Raw genomic sequence first — 17475 nt, forward strand, 5'->3', positions numbered from 1 at the left:
AGCGATAATTTCTGTGGTAAGTTCATTCATGGGGAATGCCTCCTGTGATGTTTTCTGTGATTACTAAATATCATAAGGGAAGGCATTCCCTATTTCTATACAATTCAGAAATCTTTTATGCATTTACACAAGATATTTTACGCTCTCAACATATTGGGGGATATACCAATATTAAGAGTTATGCTAGTAAAATATATCAAGAGCAACGGTCAAAGGTGATGCAGTTATCAATTATTTTGGGGTTAATGGTTGGGTTGTTTGTTTTTGAATGTGTGTTGGCATGTTCTCTCTACTTTGGAATCTATCAGCGCACTCATGCAATACGCACGCTAATGGGTCAGTCCTTATTGAAGACACACTATAGGTTTGGACTAGTCTTGGCTGCACTGATCATTAGTGAATGGATGGCTAGTCTGATTATTAGTCAGAGTTTACATCTTACATCAGTGTATTATCTTGTCGATTCTCTAATTACGTTTTTGATTTTCTACGTTAAATCCAAGAAAAATATTACGCACATTGGGGCTAGTCTGAAGGGAGACAACTAATGTTAAAAATATCAATGGCTGCAAAAGCTTTTAATGGCCACCAAATTTTCGAGGACCTGAGCCTGAAGTTTCAGCCGGGGAAAATTTATGCAATTTCAGGTGCATCGGGTGCCGGTAAATCAACGTTGTTGAATTGTATTGCCACCCTAGAGAGCTTAGATAGTGGAACTATTCACTTTCGAGACCAGAACATTAGTGATATTAACAACCGCCGTTACTTACGTGACTACTTAGGGTATCTATTTCAAAACTACGCGCTCATTGATGACGAGACAGTAAAAGCTAACCTAGTGATTACTAAAAAGTATGGTTTAGAACAATTAGAGTTAGCGTTAAAGCAGTTTGGTTTAGATGAATCTTACTTGAATCGAAAGGTTTTTACATTATCTGGCGGCGAATGCCAGCGTGTTGCATTAGCTAGAATGTTACTGAAAGATCCTCCGATAATTTTGGCTGATGAGCCGACTGGAGCTTTAGATGCTGAGAATGAGAATATGGTACTGGATAGTCTAAGGAACTTTGCTCAGATGGGCAAGGTAGTAATCGTTACAACTCATTCTCAGTCTGTGTTGGCAAAGTCTGATGAGGTTGTTCATCTGAGCTAAGATTACAAACGGATAGCAGTAAATATTCGTGGTATTGGATTGGTTGATGATAGTGTAAGGCTTCTCAGAATGGAACACAAGCGTGCAGATTGCCACGAGAGACTGAAATTATGGTACTAATTGATGGCAAACTATTCTGGATATTGGCGTTATCGCGTTGGCAATTATCGACTGATAGCTGTTATCAAAGAACACGAAGTTGTCATTGAGATTATTGCTGTAGGTCATCGACGGATGATTCATCAGCCAAAAAAGTAATGATAATCCTGAAACTGAACGGGGATTATGGTTTCGTTGCGCCTATTTGGCGAACGATAGATAGCCAACTTCTCAAGCTTCTTAATTAAAAAACGCGTCCCCACACCAGGTCCATCGACCGGTGCGGGGGCGCGTTTGTCATTCAGTTAATCATCGTCGTTACTCTTGTCAGGGCTCTTTTGCGTAGTCGTCGTGGCTGATGAGGATTCCGTAGTCGACGTGGAGTTGCTCGTCGTATTGTCATCGTCATCCCCCGCATTGCCGCCACCAGGTGTTTGCTCAGTGCTAGAGGATTCCTTGCTGGTACTGGATTCCGTAGTCGAGGAGCTGGTCTGGGTGGTGTTGGAGTTGGTCGTGACCTGATTGTTGCTACTGTAGGCCGACGAACTTGTGGTATTGGTCGAGCCGTATTGACTCGTCGCTGTGGTATCGGCGACCGTGCCGGCGTGACCCGTGATGTAGTACTCCTTCGACCCGTTCTGCGTGGTCTCGGTGACCGTGCTAGGGGCCGTCCAATCCGTGTTGGTGGACTTGCTAGCCAGGTAGGACATTTCGTACTTGTAGATCTCTTGGGCGATGGTCGTTTGGGCCTCACTGACGTAATGGCCGGTCTGGAACTGCTTGTCATAACCAGTCCAAACGGAGACGGCGTAGTTCTTGGTGTAACCCGTGAACCAGGAGTCCATGGTTGCGCCGTCTGGGACCTTGTCCGCATAGTCGTCAGGGTAAGAGTCCGTCCCGGTCTTCCCGGCTTGATACAGCCCGGAAATGGCCGCTGAACGTCCGGAGCCATTTTCGTTGGTCATGACTCCCTTCATCATATCCGTCAACATGAAGGCCGTGGCCGCGGACATGGCGCGTTTGCCAGTCGCACTGTACTTGTGGGCCTTGCCGTCTTGGGTGACGACCTTGGAGACCAGGTAGGGCTTGTAGTAGGTCCCGCCGTTAGCAAATGCCGCGTAGGCCGCCGCTTCTTGTTCGGAGGAAATGTACAGGCCAATCCCATTTTGCAGGGTCAGCGTCTTGTCAAACGTCATCCCCAAGCCTTTCAGGAAGGCCGTGGCCCGTTTGATGCCGACGTTTTGTAAGGTCCGAACGGCAGGGATGTTTCGGGATTCGACCAGGGCTTTGCGCATGGTGATGGTCCCTTGGTAGCGCCGGTCCCAGTCGTAAAGGTTCTTATCCGTCCCAGGGTAGGTGAAGGCCGTATCCTTGACGGGTTCATAAGTCGGGTAGTACAGGTGCTCAATGGCCGGACCGTAGTCCATCAAAGGCTTAGCCGTCGAGGCACTGGACCGGTCCGTTTGGACGGCACGGTTCAACCCGAAGGTCACGTTGCCAGTCTTCCGACCACCAATCATGGCGACGACTTGACCGTTGTTTGGATTGACAATGGTCGACCCGACCTGGAAATTGTCGGATGGGAAGCTGATGTAGCCAGTGCCGTTGACGATATCGTACAACCGCTTTTGCGCGCCCATATCGAGGTTAGTGTAGACTTTCAAGCCCCCGGTCGTGGTGTTGTAGCCTTTAGACTTCAACTCGGCGTAAACCTGCTTGAGGTAGGCGTCAATGACCTTGGTGGTCTTGGGGTTGGTGCTGGTCGACTTGTGAGTCTTGGTCAAGCCAGCACTGATGCTGGTAGCTTCGGCTTGTTGCGCCTGGGCGGAGGTGATGACGTTGTTTTTGGCCATGGCCTCTAAGACCAGGTCCCGCCGTTTCTTCGCTAAAGCGGGGTAGGTCGTTGGGTCATAGTTGGTAGGTGACTGTGGCATCCCGGCCAGCAAGGCCAACTGCGCCAAGTCGAGGTGCTTGAGCGTCTTACCGTAGTAGTATTGTGCGGCCGTCTGCATGCCGTAGACGCCGTTACCCATGTAAACCTTGTTAATGTAGTATTCCAAAATTTGGTTCTTGGAGTAATCATGATCCACCTTGAGGGCTAACCAGGCTTCTTGGGCCTTACGCTTCAAGGTCCGGTCGGAAGCGGCCGTTGAGAAGACGGACAGCTTGACCAGTTGTTGGGTCAACGTACTCCCACCTTGCATCCCCAGCGAAGAGCCAGTGACGTTGGCGAAGGCCGCCCCCATGATTCGAATCGGGTCGACCCCGTTGTTCTTATAGAAACGCCGGTCTTCGGTCGAAACGACGGCTTTTTTCAAGGTGTCCGGAATGTTTTTATTTTTGACGTAATTCCGGTTCTGCGCCCCCAACCGGGAAATCACCCGGCCGTTGGCATCGTAGACGCGCGTCGAGGTGTCACTGGACAGGGCGCCCGCGGTGATCTTCGGGGCGCTTTGGGCGTAGAAGAAGAACAACCCAGCGCCAGCCAGCAGGCCCAAGACCACGATGGCGACGATGACAAATAAGATACGGCGGAAAGTCCGCCAACCCGTGTGCGGCTTTTGCGGACCGCTGGGAGTCCGCTCGGCATTGCGGCTCATGCGCGTCTGGCGGGTTTGATTGTTACTAGACATGGTAATCTCCTTTGCGTTTTAACGTGTTTGGCCACTCTGAGGTGCTAGAGCAGTTGATCCACGGCTTTGAGATAGGGGATGGGTAACTGAAGCTCTGCGGTGATTTGAATACCCTTAGCCGCGATATCGGCGTAAGGGATCGACTTGCGACCACCGGTTTGTTGCGCATCCCAAAAGGCATACAGGTCCGTCGCTCTGTACAAGAAGACTTCTTGGCGAGTGACAAATTTAATAATAGCAAAACAAATTCCGCCTTGCGCGGAACAGGCCCGCATGTGGTCGATCTGGTGTTGATGAAAGTTCTTGAGGGGAAACGCGGATTTGTTCCGGGTCTCCTTGGCGTCAAAATCCAGGTAGTGTCCCTGGTAAACGCCGTTGTAGTCGGTGGTCGAGGCGGTACTGAAGTAGGCTTCTTTGATGACCGCCGCGCTACGCTTGGGGTAGTCGACCTTGACGATCTTGATGGGGGTCGGTTTCTTGTGAACGACGGCCTGACCCGTTACTTCATAGTAGGTATTGCTTTCGTTCAGTTCCTCTTCCAACGTCATTCCCCGTTTGCCATAGTTGGTGTAGGTGCTGGGAAACTTGGGCCCCGTTGGTGTTGCTGGTGCTTGATAGGCATTCCCATTGGGATACCGAATAGTCATTGACTCCTCACACTCCTTGCCTGAAAAAAACATCTGCGCAGCCCCGGGCCTGAGCGCCGTTTGACACAACGCCGGCGGCAACGGGCTGAACAGTCTGGTGGCCCAGTTATTGATATTATACCAAGCTGACCCAGAAATAAAAACTCTAACTGGTCTATAAATGGTCAAATTCCCCGAATTTAACCGGAATTTAATTGCGTCGCGCGATTTTTTTCGCTACACTAGTGAGGTACACTTAAAGGGGGAGTGACATGAGTCGGTTATGGTTGACGGGTTACCGCAGTTATGAGCTGGGGATTTTCGGCAGTCAAGACCCGAAACTCCTGGTGATCAAGGCCACCCTCAAGCAGGTCTTGATCAATAAGATTGAAAATGGCACGGACTGGCTGATTACGGGTGGTCAACTGGGGACCGAGCAGTGGGCCGCTGAAGTTGGTCTGGCCTTGAAGGCAGACTACCCAGAACTAAAGATTGCGATGATGACGCCGTTTGCGGAATTTGGCAGCAATTGGAATGAGGCCAACCGCAGTTTGTACGCGCAACTGGCCAGCCGAGTAGATTTTCACCAATCCGTTAGTGAACAACCTTATCATGGGCCCCAACAGTTAAGAAACTATCAAGAATTTATGTTGACCCATACAGATGAGGCCGTAATGGTTTATGATTTAGAGCATGAAGGAAAACCACAGTACGATTACCGCGCCATACAGCGTTTTGGCGAGCAACATGCGTACCCGTTGACCCTGATTGATATGGACTGGCTACAAGAAAGTGCCAATGAATATCAAGAAAATTTAAATAATGGTTCCCAAATGGAATAAAAACTGGTATTATAGATATCGCCGGTTTGATTACGATAACGAGGTGTAATGATCGATGGAAAACGTTAATTTCACTCCTAAAGAGATTTTGCAAAAGCAATTCCGTCAAAAGATGCGCGGTTATGATCCTGACGACGTTGACAGCTTCTTGGATAACGTCATCAAGGACTATGACACTTTTGTGAAGGAGAATCAACGGCTTCAAGACGAAAACGAACGGTTGTTGGCCAAGGTCGACGAATTGACCCGCCAAGTACAAGTTGGCGCTAGTCAGCCCGCTGCCACCACAACCAGCCAAGCAACTTCAAGTGTCACCAATATGGACATTTTGAAGCGGCTCTCCAATTTGGAACGGCACGTTTTCGGCTCACAATTAGATAATGATCCAAACGAGTCACATCGTTTGTAGAATTATAAAGACTGGTGTAAATCCTGAGTAATCGCGGTCGGCTTAAGTCGGCTGAGGAAAGTCCATGCTCGCACAGACTGCGATGTCTGTAGTGTTCGTGCTCGGTGAAAAAATAAGCCGGGGGACGTTAGCAATAACGTTACGGCGGGAAAACACGGCTACGGCTTCGGCTATGCCCTAGTATCCCTGAAAAGTGCCACAGTGACGATACGTCTAAGGAAACTTAGGCGGTGGAACGCGGTAAACCCCTCGAGCGGGCAACCCAAACTTTTGGTAGGGGCGCTTCACATATGGAAATGAACGAAATGTGGGGGGAGAGGAAACTCTCGAGATAGATGATTACTGCCAGTCAGTCGTTTGCCTGAAACGGCTGGGTGGTACAAAACATGGCTTACAGGGATTTACACCATGTCAGGTGGGTGGGAGCTTGCTCCCGCCTTTTTTTGTACGTAAATTTAAAGTGACTGGCTAGCCGGGCCTGTCGGCGAATCCAGAACTATTTCGCCAGAGTGGTATCAGGTGACCGGATAAGATGGTAAAATAGGCTAGGTAGAAAGTTAACTGACCGGCTTAAAAGAGCCAAATTGAAGGAGTACAACTTACATGAAGAAATTTCATTTATACGCGGCCACTGCCAGTGGAATCGAAGCCATTGCTGGCCGTGAATTACGGGACCTGGGGTACGAGACCCAAGTCGAAAATGGCCGGGTGCGGTTTGACGGCACGATTGAAGACGTGTTGCGGGCTAACCTGTGGCTCCGGACGGCCGACCGGGTGCGGATCATCGTGGCCGAATTTGATGCTGTGACCTTTGATGAGCTGTTTGAAGCCACCAAGGCCGTGGCCTGGGATGAACTGTTGCCAATGGACGCGGCATTTCCCGTCGAAGGGCGCTCCAAGAAGTCGCAATTGCACAGTGTGCCCGACGCCCAAGCCATCGTGAAAAAGGCGGTCGCCACTAAGCTCGCGGCCGTCTATCACCGGCGGACGCGGATGCCCGAAACAGGGGCCACTTACCCGCTGGAAGTCATGATCGACAAGGACCACGTGATGTTGACGTTAGACACGACCGGTTCTAGCCTGTTCAAGCGTGGTTACCGGGTCGGCAAGGGGGGCGCGCCACTGAAGGAAAATATGGCAGCCGCCTTGATTGCTTTGACCAGTTGGCACAAAGACATGCCGTTCTGGGATCCCGTGTGTGGGTCCGGGACGATTCCCATCGAAGCCGCAATGATTGGTCGCAATCTAGCACCGGGCTTTAACCGGGATTTCACTTGCGAAAGCTGGGATTGGGTTCCCCAAGAACTCAGCGACAAGTTACGTGACGAAGCTGACGCCAAAGCCGACTACGACACGCCGCTCCAGATCTTTGGGACCGATATCGATGAGAACATGGTCGCCATCGCCAAGCGTAACGCCCAAGAGGCTGGCTTGTCTCAAGACGTGACCTTCAGTCAATTGGCCGTACAAGACTTCAAGACGGACCTCAAGCACGGGGTCATCGTGGCCAACCCACCATACGGGGAACGGCTGAGCGACCAGGCTTCCGTGCGTGAGCTTTACAAGCAGATGGGTCAAGTTTTCAAGCCGTTGACGGACTGGTCGAAATACATTTTGACCGCCGACCTGGAGTTTGAACACTTCTACGGTCAAAAGGCCACTAAGACGCGGAAACTCTACAACGGGGCGCTACGGACGGACTACTTCCAGTTCTGGGCCAAGCGGCAACCACGGCACCGGGACTAAGCCCATGATCGAAGCGGATTGTGTTTTTTGCCAAAAGAGTGAAATCGTGTTGGAAAATGACCTGGCCAAGGCCTTTTGGGATATTCATCCCGTGCGCAGGGGCCACCTGCTGATCGTGCCCAAGCAGCATTACGCCACGTACTTCGATGTGCCAGCGACCACTCGTCAGGCCATGGATGACTTGACGTTTCAGGCCAAGGCACTGTTGGATGAAAAATTCGCGCCGGCCGGTTACAACATTGGCATCAACGTCGATGCGGCTGCCGGGCAGACCGTGATGCATGCCCACATTCACCTGATTCCCCGGTATGTGGGGGATGTTAAGGACCCGCGCGGCGGAATTCGCAAGATGATTCCGCGGGCGGTGCGCCGTCTAGGGACGAAGCGAAAATAAGCGCAAACTAAAAAGTGACCAACCATTGTTAATCCTAATGATGGTTGGTCACTCTTTTTGAATGTATACTTCATATTTCAAGACACTGAATCGCCCACTGTGGGTTGTCGCGATTGAGGGGTCACGGCAATCCATATTTCACTTTTTACATCGGCGCTACCGAACTGAGAAAAAGAAATCTCGGGCGCATCGACCAATTCGTAGCCAGAAGTAGGTAACCACTCGCTGTAAATGCGGCCCCAGGTCTCTTGAAGCCGTTGCGGGAAGGGACCCTGGTTCGGGAAGATAGCCCAAGTGTGGCGGGAAACCGCCAGCTGGGTCAAGTCAGCATAGGGGTTTTCCTGGGTGGTGGCAAATCCAATCAACTGGGTAAGTTGACCTTGCTCGACTAACCGGCCGTCATCAAAGGCGTAAGACGCGTTTAAAACCTGATGGGGGTAGAGATCACCTAGCGCGTGCATATGGCTTTTTTGCGCGGGAGTGATGCTTTGTGCCAGCGCTTGGATGGCGGGGTTTTGTCCGGAAAACTGAATAGGGATACGCTTGGTGACACCGACTAGGTTAAAGGCGGGTTTCTGTTCAATTTTGAAGTTCATGGGAATGCCTCCTTTGATTTCGAGGTGAAATGAGAGTCTAGGGAAGGTCTTCTGCAAGCCGCTCTGACGGACTTCAGATGGAAGATGGCCGCTCCAGTTACGAAAGGCTCGGGAGAATCCCTCAACGGACTGATAGCCGTACTTAAAGGCCACGGTGGTGACGGCTTGGCCATTGACCAAATCACCATTGGCCGCGGCTAGCCGTCGGTTGTGGACGTAATCATGGAGCGACATGCCAGCGATAAAGGAAAAGGTCCGGCGCAGATGGTATTCTGATAGACCGACCTGATGTGCAACGACCGAAAACGAGATATCGTCTGTCAGGTGGTCTTCGATGTAGTCGATGAGCTGGTTGAATGGTTGCATGGAAATCCCCCTTCATTTCAAGCTTCAGTCTATCCGATAAGTCACCGTCGGACTTGATAAGTGGCGGTCAAATTTGGTCGGATAATTACTGATACTTTTAGTGTACAACATCAGGGCCAAGACGGGGCGGCAAATCTTTTGGTAAACGTTGGTCGCAAAAAGGACCCGAAACAATTTGTCTCCGGTCCCCTAAAACTTAATTTTACAAATAACGGTCCTGAATTTCTTGCGGAACGCGTTTGCCCTTTTCGTAGAAGACATCGTCGTCAGGGGTGATGTCGCGTAGCTTTCTAGCAGGATTACCGACGACGATCGTGTTGGCAGCCACGTCCTTGGTCACGACACTACCGGCTCCCACGACGGCGTTATCGCCAATGGTGACGCCGGGTAGGATCGTGGCGTTGGCGCCGACCCAGATATTGTTGCCCAGCCGAATGGGGTGGTTGAACTGCAACTTGTGGCGCCGCAATTTAGGTGAAATTGGGTGTAGTGCGGTAGCGAACGTCACGCCGGGGCCGACCATACAGTCGTCACCGATATAAATATCGCCGTCGTCTACGAAGTTACAGTTGAAGTTGATCACAACGTTTTGGCCGAAATGCACATTGCTCAAGCCGGAGTTCGCATAGATTGGGGGGATGACGTAAAGGTTTTGGCCGTAGGTGCCGACCATGTCGCGCAGGAGACGTTCGCGTGTTTGGAGACCAGCCGGTGTTTCGGCAGTATTGTTATAGTCTAAGACTTTTTGGACCAGAGTGTGCTGGTAGGTGATGAATTCATCATCCATGCTGGCGTAGATGTCGCCTGAGTTCGTGAGTTGTTTGAATTGGTTAATTTTTTCTGGTGAGATCATAAGTTTACGCTCCTTTAGTTAGTGGCTAGCCGCAGATATTTTGCGGTCAGCGAATTTTGACAAGTTAATAAATCAGCGGGGGTTCCCGCAAAGTTGAGCTGGCCACCGCGTTCGCCGCCGTGGGGACCGAGGTCAATGACCCAATCCGCTTGGCTGATGAGGTCTAAATTGTGCTCGATCAAGATGACGGTGTTTTGGTTGGTGACCAATTGGCGTAGTAGTCGTAAGAGGACCTGAACGTCTTGAGGGTGCAGGCCCGCGCTGGGTTCATCCAAAACGTAAGTAGCCCCCTGCTTTTGTAATTCAGCGGCGATCTTGATCCGTTGAGTTTCACCGCCAGACAGGGTGCTGGTTGGTTGGCCCAATGTCAGGTAGTCGAGACCGACGTTGGCCAAGCCGGTCAGTTTAGCCGTAATTTTCGCGTCGTTGAAGAAGTCAAGAGCTTGGGCAATCGTCAGTGCTAAGACCTGTTCAATCGACTTTCCTTGAAAGCGATAGCTGAGTGCCTGGGAGTTGTAGCGGCGACCTTGACACGCTTCGCAAGTGACCTCGACCGCGTCGGCGAAGGCCATGTCATATTTGATGACCCCCTTGCCATGACAGATAGGGCAGGCCCCTTTGGCATTGAAGCTGAACCATGACGGCGAAACGCCATTGGCCTGGCCGAAAAGCTTGCGGATGTCATCCATGACCCCCGTATACGTCGCGGGGGTCGAACGAATGGAAGTGCCAATGGGTTGCTGGTTGATGGTGATTGTCTGCGGATGTTGTGCGACGAATTCTTTGCTGATCAGCGTACTTTTTCCCGAACCTGCGACACCGGTCACTGCGGTCAACACCTGTTTAGGAATCGAAACGTTAAGGTGTTTGAGGTTGTGTCGATGGGCATCGGTGATCGCGTAGCTGTCGTGCCACGGTCGCGGCGTTGGATTCACGGTGAGGCGGCGGCGTAACGCCTCGCCAGTCGGGGTCGACAACTGTTGAATATTGGCGACGGATCCCTGGTAGCTAATCTCACCACCCTGGCTGCCGGCCAAGGGACCAATATCAATGAGTTGGTCGGCAAGCCGCATGATCTGCGGGGCGTGTTCGACGACCAGCACGTTGTTATGGGCGTCGCGCAACTGCTGCAGCATGGTCCCGATTTTGCGAATATCTGCGGGGTGGAGACCGGTCGTAGGTTCGTCGAAGATATAGGTGATGTTATTCAGGCTACCACCGAGATTACGGACGATTTTGAGCCGTTGTAATTCGCCGCCGGACAAGGTGTTAGCGGGCCGGGCTAAAGGCAAATAGCCAATGCCGATATCGACCATGCGCTGAAGCGTGGTGGTCAACTGATTGACCAGGGAGATGCCCCGGGGTTCAGTGATACCGGTCAAGATGGTCAGCAGCTGTTCGACGGTGAGTCGCATCATGTCGATGATGTTGTGGCCGTTGATCTTAGAGGCTAAGGCCTTGGCATTCAGTCCAGTTCCCTGGCAGGCCGTACAAGGGACGGTCGTGATGTGTTGGGTAATCTCAGTGCGGAGTTTCTTGGCGAGTTTCCCGATGTCGCGATTGAGATACAGACGCTTGAACCGGGGGATGACGCCTTCATAGGCGACTTGATCGACGCGTCCCGAAGTGTTTGAACGAATCTCGACCTTGAGGGGGTCTTGCGGGCCGTCGCGAAGAAACTGCCATTCGGCTGGCGTGAAGTCACGTAATTGTTTGTGGGGGTCTAAGACAGAATTATCGGTATACAGGGTGCTTTGCCAACTAGCGCTGAATTGACTGAAGGTGATGGCGCCCTCAGCTAAGCTCTTGGTCGGGTCAAATAGACTATCGGCGTTGAGCTCCTGTCGTTTACCGAGGCCGGTACAAACGGGACACATGCCGGCCGGGTGGTTTAAGGAATACGCCATAGAGCCACCGGCGCTGGGATGGCCGATTCGGGAGAACAACAGGCGGAGTAGCGGTGCGGTATCCACGATAGTGCCGACCGTAGAACGCCCACTAGGTGTCGTGGCCCGCTGGCGAATGACGATGGCCGGGGTGAGATTTTGAATCTGATCGACCTGGGGGCGGGTGTAGTGCGGCATCTTGTTGCGAATGTATTGCGAGTAGGATGCTTGCCATTGACGCTGGCTCTCAACAGCTAGGGTGTCAAAAACCAATGAGCTTTTGCCAGAACCGGAGACACCGGTGAAGACGACGATTTGATTCTTGGGGATGCTGAGTGAGATGTTTTTCAAATTGTGCTCGTGAGCATTGCTGATGGTGATGGGATCTTCCAGGTAAGTGGACATGATGACGCCCCTCCTATGCGAATTTTTTAGTCAATATGTGATATTATAGTGACATGAATAACGGAATAAAAGCCACATTTGCGAAGAATGATGTCACTATCGTATCAAACACGTTCAGGAGGATGCTATGCCACAGAGAAAATTGATTCAGTTAGAAAGCGACTTGCGCGAGCACATTACCTATGATAATCACGTCATCCCCTTGTCGATTTGTGTGGACCATTTCGATGACTACTATCAGCGGGAATGGGATTGTCACTGGCATGAGGAGTACGAGTTTGGCGTGGTCACACAGGGAAAATTGCGGTATACACTTTACGGCGGAGCAGATGGGCCGCAAGACGTGGTGCTGCATCCGGGAGAAGGTATCTTCATCAACGCCAACGTCTTGCATAGCGCTAAGGCATTAGTGGCCAATACGGTCATCGACTGTTTTGTGTTATCGAAGACTATTTTCAAGTTGAAATTATTTGACGCCTTCGGAGAGCAAGTACTGGAACCAATTGCCCAATCAGGATTGTCCGGGTTGTTTCTGCCACCCCATGACCCGCAGAACCGGGAGATTATTGCCAGTATTCAAAAACTGTGCGCGCTACCAGAAGCGGGAATCACCTACGAATTACAGGGGTTGGAGTTGACCATGCACATCTGGCGTCATCTCATCATTGCGATTCAATCACGCCCCGAAGCGGCCGAATTGGGCGGCTCAACTAAGACGGATGGACGACTCAAACGAATCATTCGCTTCGTGCACGAGAATTACCGGCGAGACATCTTGATCGATGAATTGGCCCAGCAGGCCCACATCAGTCGTGCCGAGTGTTTTCGGATTTTTAAGGCAACGCTGCACAAGACGCCGACGCAGTACGTGACCGACTATCGAATGTCCATGGCCACGATGCTATTGACGGATACGCAGCGAACACTGGCGGACATTGCGGTCTCCTGCGGGTTTAAAACGGCTAGCTATTTCGGGCGCAAATTTCGGGCGCGCTTTGGGATGACTCCCCGGCAATATCAGGCAAAGATGGCTCAAGAAAATGCGTAACTAGGACGGCGCTGGGGCCTTGATGTGCGCGTTCAATACTGAAATGTCAGAAATCCTAACACAGCTTTCAAATCTTAAGAAATTCGTGAAAACACTTGTGCCACCGCCGTTTGGTTCGTTCAACGTCGTATTTAACCGCTGCCTTTGAGAAAGTCACTCATGACTTTTCTGAAAAATAGTGTTAGGATTCCTTACATAAAAAGTAAAGAGGGCGGCGTCAATGAATCTTGCGAACACGGCATTCATTTTGATTGCGAGTATTTTAGTGTTGTTTATGACTCCTGGTCTAGCCTTTTTCTATGGTGGCCTGGTCTCAGAGAAAAATGTGGTCAACACCATGCTGTCGGTCTTTATCATGACGGGGGTGGCGATTCTCCTGTGGGTCTTTCTGGGGTACTCGCTTGCCTTTTCTGGCAATGTGGCTGGTATCGTGGGGAACCTACACCACGTCTTCATGGCGGGGGTCAACTGGGCTAGCGTCACGGCGACCCACATCCCACTGGGCGCCTATTCCCTGTTTCAAATGATGTTTGCCATCATCACACCAGCATTGTTCGTGGGCGCGGTGGTCGGCCGAATTCGTTTCAAGTTCTTACTGCTGTTTTTGATTGCTTGGTCCATCTGCATTTACTATCCAATGGTCCACTTGGTTTGGAGCCCACTGGGGTTATTAGCCAAGCTGGGCGTCCTCGACTTCGCTGGTGGGACCGTGGTCCACATCAACGCGGGGGTCACGGCGCTGGTCTTGTCGGCATGGCTAGGGCCACGGCTGGCCAAGGACCATCCGGGTCAACACTACAATTTGCCCTGGGTCTTGTTAGGGACCGCGATTTTGTGGATCGGTTGGTACGGCTTTAACGCTGGTAGCGCTTTGGCAGTCAACGGCGTAGCCTTGCAGGCGGCGATTACCAGTACGGTGGCGACCGCCACGGCGATGGTTGTTTGGATGTTTTTGGATATTTTGACGACCGGTAAACCCACGCTGGTCGGTGTTTGTACCGGGACGCTGTGCGGGCTAGTCGGCATCACGCCAGCCGCCGGGTACGTGACGGTCATGGGCTCCGTGGCGATTGGCGCCTTGGCGACCTTGGCTAGCTACGGGTTCATTCAAGTCTTGAAGCCAAAATTGGGTGTGGACGATGCCTTGGACGCCTTTGGTTGTCACGGTGTTAGTGGTATCGTCGGCAGTATCCTGACCGGGGTGTTTGCGACCAAGGCCGTCAACCCTACAATTGGGGAAAATGGCTTGTTGTACGGTGGCGGCTGGCATTTGTTAGGGATTCAAGTCTTAGCGACCGGTATCACGATTGCCTTGGTTGCGGTGATGGGCAGTGCCCTGATCTTGATCTTGCGGCAACTGACGCCAATGCGAGTCGATGCGGCCGAAGAAGAAATGGGCTTGGATCAAGGCGAACACGGCGAACAAGTCGATTACACGGTCGGCTTGAGCGAACGGCTCACGGCCTTTCAACCCGACCAAGAACGCTATTCGCAAGAGTTCAAGGGCCAGCTGCAGCACCTGCAGGATCCCCAGGCCAACCACTTCGGTAGTCATTGAGTGTTGCTTTAGTTAATGACTAAAGGTTGAAAGGTGAATTAATGTCTTGACTCCCGGAGCGACAGCGTTTTGTCCACTAAAATTAGCGAAACCAGGGCCTGCGTCAGCCAGGGTTCCGCCTGCTCTGGGGAACACCTCCAGCCTGAGAAACGGGCTTCCGGTTCGCTTTGAAGCCTTGCCAAAAACGCAAGTCTCCAAAGTCGTCCCACGCTGTAGGCTGAGACAAAACCTCAGCCAACACCGTTGCCACAGCTGGCGCCACCCTGGCTGCCTCCGGCGGAGTTGGCGATTATCAGCAAGACGGCGTTAGTTAAAGACTAGTTGTTAAATCAGCCGCTAACTGGGGCTAAGCCAACCGTCACTAGCACCCATAGTTGGCGGACGGTAGGCGGCCAGCTCAAACTACGAAGCTGTAAACGACTAATTCTTACGCCATGAGTCGCGTGGTGACAATACTTCTAGCTGATTTTCATTTTTCAACCTTCAGTTAGTGACTAAGCTATTGAAGTCGGGGAAAGTTAAGTGAGGAACAAAAAGATTAATTTCTTTCTTAAGTTCGGGCCAGATGATTGCTGTTTGGCTGGCGGCTTGCTAAACTAAGGGTGTGTTAGGGGACACACTAGATTTAGAGTTTGGGGGAATAATCATGAAAAAAGATCGTTGGGCAGTCATTGCCTTAGCCGTAATGGCCGTTTGTGGCCTGAGTTTAGTGTTACTGCTGATGAAGTCACCAGTTTGGGCGTTCGGCTTTCCACTAGCCTTCGCCGCATTAGGCGCAGCGTGCTACGGGATTGAAGACGTCGTGACTAAAATGACGAAAAATGATAATCGTGAAGCGTAAGTGAAAAATAACGGACGGCCGGTGAGCCGTCTTTTTTGTTGCCCTGGGGTTTACACCGCCGGAAAGTCCTTGCTAGAATAGAAGGCAAAGGCGATGATGAAGGGTGATTCAGAAACGAGCGGCGCCGGTAGCGGATACCGGCGATTATTTGAAGGCGTTTGCCTGTACGGCGGTCATGGCCCAAACGGTATTGAGCTTCGCACTGACCACGGCGGCCGGGCGCCAGTTGCAAGGCGGTATTGCGGGGGTGTATTTGGCGATTAAATTCACGGCCCCAGCCTTTATTTGTGGCATCGTCATGACCACGATGCGCGTGAGTCCGGCGCGACCGCATTACGGCCAGTACTTGCGGCAACAGTGGTCGGCCCTGGGGGTGCCCACGCTGGTTTGGTCGCTGGCGTACCTACTCTTATTGCCTCAGCTTCAGCAGCACCACGCTTTTCAAACGGTGGGGCAATTTGGCTGGCAATTGGTGAATGGGAATGCCGCCCCGCACCTGTGGTACAACACGATGATGCTCCAGATCATTTTCCTGATGCCATTGTGGTGGGCGTTGCGCCGCGGTTGGGCCCGGCATCACGGATTAATTAGGGTAGTCACGGTCCTGTTACTGGTCGGCTGGCTGGTCTGGTACAATGGTGTGGCCGTGCCCACTGGTCAAGCGGCCAAGTGGTATTTATTGGACCGGGCTTGCTGGGGCTTTGCCGTCTATGCTGTATTGGGCATCGGGCTGGCCTCGTCGCCGACCCACTGGTTACGCGGTTACACGTGGTTGGGACTGGTCGTTTTCGGTGGCCTTACCTGGGCCTGGCAAGACCATCAGTTGTTACACACGGGCAGGCCCCTCGACCTGAATCGCAGTAGTTATTACCTGCCGGCCACGGTGGGCTATGGGCTGTGCGTGATCTTACTGCTGGTCTGTTTGGCGCATTGGCACCAGCGCCGGCAATCACGCTGGCTACCGGTGATTCACTGGTTAGCGACCTACGCCTACCGCGCCTATCTGGCCAACGTATTTTGGCTGGAAGTCATCTGGTTGCTCGGTGGGCGCACGTTAACGGCTGCCCATCCCGTATGGGGCATCGTCGGCTGCTACGTCCTGACGTGGTGCTGGTCATTTGCGACGACGTACGGCTTACATTTACTCGAACAGAGACTGAAAGGAACGGTGAGAAGATGGCGACAAGCAAGGCAGACCGCACGCAACCGGTCGAATTGGTGACGATGATCATGGTCACGGACCCCGCCACGAAGCGGGTCTTAGTCGAGGACAAAGTAAACGTCCCCTGGAAGGCGGGGCATAGTTTTCCGGGCGGTCACGTGGAGGTCGGCGAGAGCTGTGCGCAGGCCGCCATTCGCGAGGTATTTGAGGAGACGGGCCTGCGGCTAAAGGCCGTGACCTTCTGCGGGACCTGCGAGTGGTTCGATGCCAGTCGGCAAAAACGCAAGCTGGGCTTACTGTATCGTGGTGACGATTTCACGGGTGAACTGCAAGCCAGCACGGAGGGCCAGGTGAGCTGGCTACCGTTGAGCGAAATGACACCGGAGAAGAGCGCCGAGAGCATGGCGGCCTTACTGCGAGTCTTTCGACGTGAGGTGCCCGCGGTCGTCAGCGATGAGTGGAACGGCGCGCTACGCGATGATCGCTAGGTTGAGATTGTTTGGTCGTTAGGGCTAAGCCTACAGCGTGGGACGACTTTGGAAACTGGCGGGGTTTGCCAGGCTTCAAAGCGAACCGGAAGCCCGCTTCTCAGGCTGGAGGTGTTCCCCATAGCAGGCGGAACCCTGGCTGACGCAGGCCCTGGTTTCACTAGTTCTGGTGGACAAAACGCTGTTGCTCCGGGAGTCAAGACATTAATTCAGCTTTCAACTTTTAGTCGGCCATTTTAAAGTAGATAGACACGAGCTGGGGATACAAGTGGTCCCCGGCTTTTTAATCGGTGAAAACGACAAGACAAGTTTATCTATTGTAAGCGGTTACAAAAACGTGTAAACTAAGGGTGTAAAGATTGTGATAAAG

At 52.1% G+C, this 17475-nt stretch carries 16 protein-coding genes and 1 other RNA gene; 12 read left to right on the forward strand and 5 right to left on the reverse strand.

What is annotated here, in order from left to right; all coding sequences use genetic code 11:
• Positions 1-547: 547 nt before the first annotated feature.
• Together EKM83_RS09680 and EKM83_RS09685 are read left to right on the forward strand one after the other, a co-directional pair.
• The gene (locus EKM83_RS09680; protein ID WP_225418653.1) at positions 548-1153 is read left to right on the forward strand and encodes an ATP-binding cassette domain-containing protein; all 606 of its coding nucleotides are present in this window, start codon (positions 548-550) and stop codon (positions 1151-1153) included.
• 123 nt (positions 1154-1276) lie between these two features.
• Positions 1277-1411 carry a type II toxin-antitoxin system RelE family toxin gene (locus tag EKM83_RS09685; RefSeq protein WP_125576889.1) on the forward strand — a complete coding sequence of 45 codons (135 nt, stop codon included), beginning with the start codon at positions 1277-1279 and terminating at the stop codon, positions 1409-1411.
• Between the two features lie 146 nt (positions 1412-1557).
• On the opposite strand, the gene EKM83_RS09690 is transcribed toward EKM83_RS09685, so the two are convergent.
• Together EKM83_RS09690 and recU are read right to left on the reverse strand one after the other, a co-directional pair.
• A complete protein-coding gene (locus tag EKM83_RS09690) occupies positions 1558-3885 on the reverse strand; it encodes a transglycosylase domain-containing protein (RefSeq protein ID WP_125576891.1) in 2328 nt (775 codons plus the stop codon).
• A gap of 44 nt (positions 3886-3929) precedes the next feature.
• Positions 3930-4532, reverse strand: coding sequence for a Holliday junction resolvase RecU (gene recU / locus EKM83_RS09695; protein WP_125576893.1), 603 nt, complete (start codon positions 4530-4532; stop codon positions 3930-3932).
• 251 nt (positions 4533-4783) lie between these two features.
• Between recU and EKM83_RS09700 the strand changes: the two genes are divergently transcribed.
• From EKM83_RS09700 to EKM83_RS09720, 5 genes are all read left to right on the forward strand, one after another.
• Positions 4784-5353, forward strand: a complete 570-nt coding sequence (locus EKM83_RS09700) for a DUF1273 domain-containing protein (RefSeq protein WP_125576895.1) — start codon at positions 4784-4786, stop codon at positions 5351-5353.
• 55 nt (positions 5354-5408) lie between these two features.
• A complete protein-coding gene (gpsB, locus tag EKM83_RS09705; protein ID WP_125576897.1) occupies positions 5409-5762 on the forward strand; it encodes a cell division regulator GpsB in 354 nt (117 codons plus the stop codon).
• A gap of 19 nt (positions 5763-5781) precedes the next feature.
• An RNA gene (gene rnpB / locus EKM83_RS09710) (RNase P RNA component class B) lies at positions 5782-6161 on the forward strand.
• 204 nt (positions 6162-6365) lie between these two features.
• A complete protein-coding gene (locus EKM83_RS09715) occupies positions 6366-7508 on the forward strand; it encodes a THUMP domain-containing class I SAM-dependent RNA methyltransferase (protein ID WP_125576898.1) in 1143 nt (380 codons plus the stop codon).
• A 4-nt stretch (positions 7509-7512) separates the two neighbouring features.
• A complete protein-coding gene (locus tag EKM83_RS09720; protein WP_125576900.1) occupies positions 7513-7902 on the forward strand; it encodes an HIT family protein in 390 nt (129 codons plus the stop codon).
• Positions 7903-7979: 77 nt separating this feature from the next.
• Here EKM83_RS09720 and EKM83_RS09725 read toward each other — a convergent pair whose 3' ends face one another.
• The 3 genes from EKM83_RS09725 to EKM83_RS09735 all read right to left on the reverse strand — a co-directional run bounded on the left by EKM83_RS09725 (position 7980) and on the right by EKM83_RS09735 (position 12008).
• Positions 7980-8864, reverse strand: coding sequence for an AraC family transcriptional regulator (locus EKM83_RS09725; RefSeq protein WP_125576902.1), 885 nt, complete (start codon positions 8862-8864; stop codon positions 7980-7982).
• A 202-nt stretch (positions 8865-9066) separates the two neighbouring features.
• Positions 9067-9717 (reverse strand): sugar O-acetyltransferase, encoded by a 651-nt coding sequence (locus EKM83_RS09730; protein WP_125576905.1) that lies wholly within the window; start codon positions 9715-9717, stop codon positions 9067-9069.
• Between the two features lie 14 nt (positions 9718-9731).
• Complete coding sequence (locus tag EKM83_RS09735) at positions 9732-12008, reverse strand: ATP-binding cassette domain-containing protein (RefSeq protein WP_125576907.1); 2277 nt, start codon at positions 12006-12008, stop codon at positions 9732-9734.
• A 127-nt stretch (positions 12009-12135) separates the two neighbouring features.
• Here EKM83_RS09735 and EKM83_RS09740 point away from each other — a divergent pair, with 127 nt between their 5' ends.
• From EKM83_RS09740 to EKM83_RS09760, 5 genes are all read left to right on the forward strand, one after another.
• Complete coding sequence (locus EKM83_RS09740) at positions 12136-13056, forward strand: helix-turn-helix domain-containing protein (RefSeq protein ID WP_125576909.1); 921 nt, start codon at positions 12136-12138, stop codon at positions 13054-13056.
• 220 nt (positions 13057-13276) lie between these two features.
• Positions 13277-14614: an ammonium transporter gene (locus EKM83_RS09745; protein WP_125576911.1), complete on the forward strand. Its 1338-nt coding sequence runs from the start codon at positions 13277-13279 to the stop codon at positions 14612-14614.
• Positions 14615-15260: 646 nt separating this feature from the next.
• Positions 15261-15455, forward strand: a complete 195-nt coding sequence (locus EKM83_RS09750; protein WP_125576913.1) for a hypothetical protein — start codon at positions 15261-15263, stop codon at positions 15453-15455.
• A gap of 103 nt (positions 15456-15558) precedes the next feature.
• Positions 15559-16677 (forward strand): acyltransferase family protein, encoded by a 1119-nt coding sequence (locus EKM83_RS09755; protein WP_125576915.1) that lies wholly within the window; start codon positions 15559-15561, stop codon positions 16675-16677.
• On the forward strand, positions 16632-17105 hold the full coding sequence (locus tag EKM83_RS09760; RefSeq protein WP_125576917.1) for an 8-oxo-dGTP diphosphatase: 474 nt from the start codon (positions 16632-16634) through the stop codon (positions 17103-17105). The genes EKM83_RS09755 and EKM83_RS09760 overlap by 46 nt, the downstream gene beginning before the upstream one ends.
• Positions 17106-17475: the final 370 nt, after the last annotated feature.

Origin of the sequence: Levilactobacillus angrenensis (genome assembly GCF_003946085.1) — a bacterium.
Taxonomy (GTDB): Bacteria; Bacillota; Bacilli; order Lactobacillales; family Lactobacillaceae; genus Levilactobacillus; species Levilactobacillus angrenensis.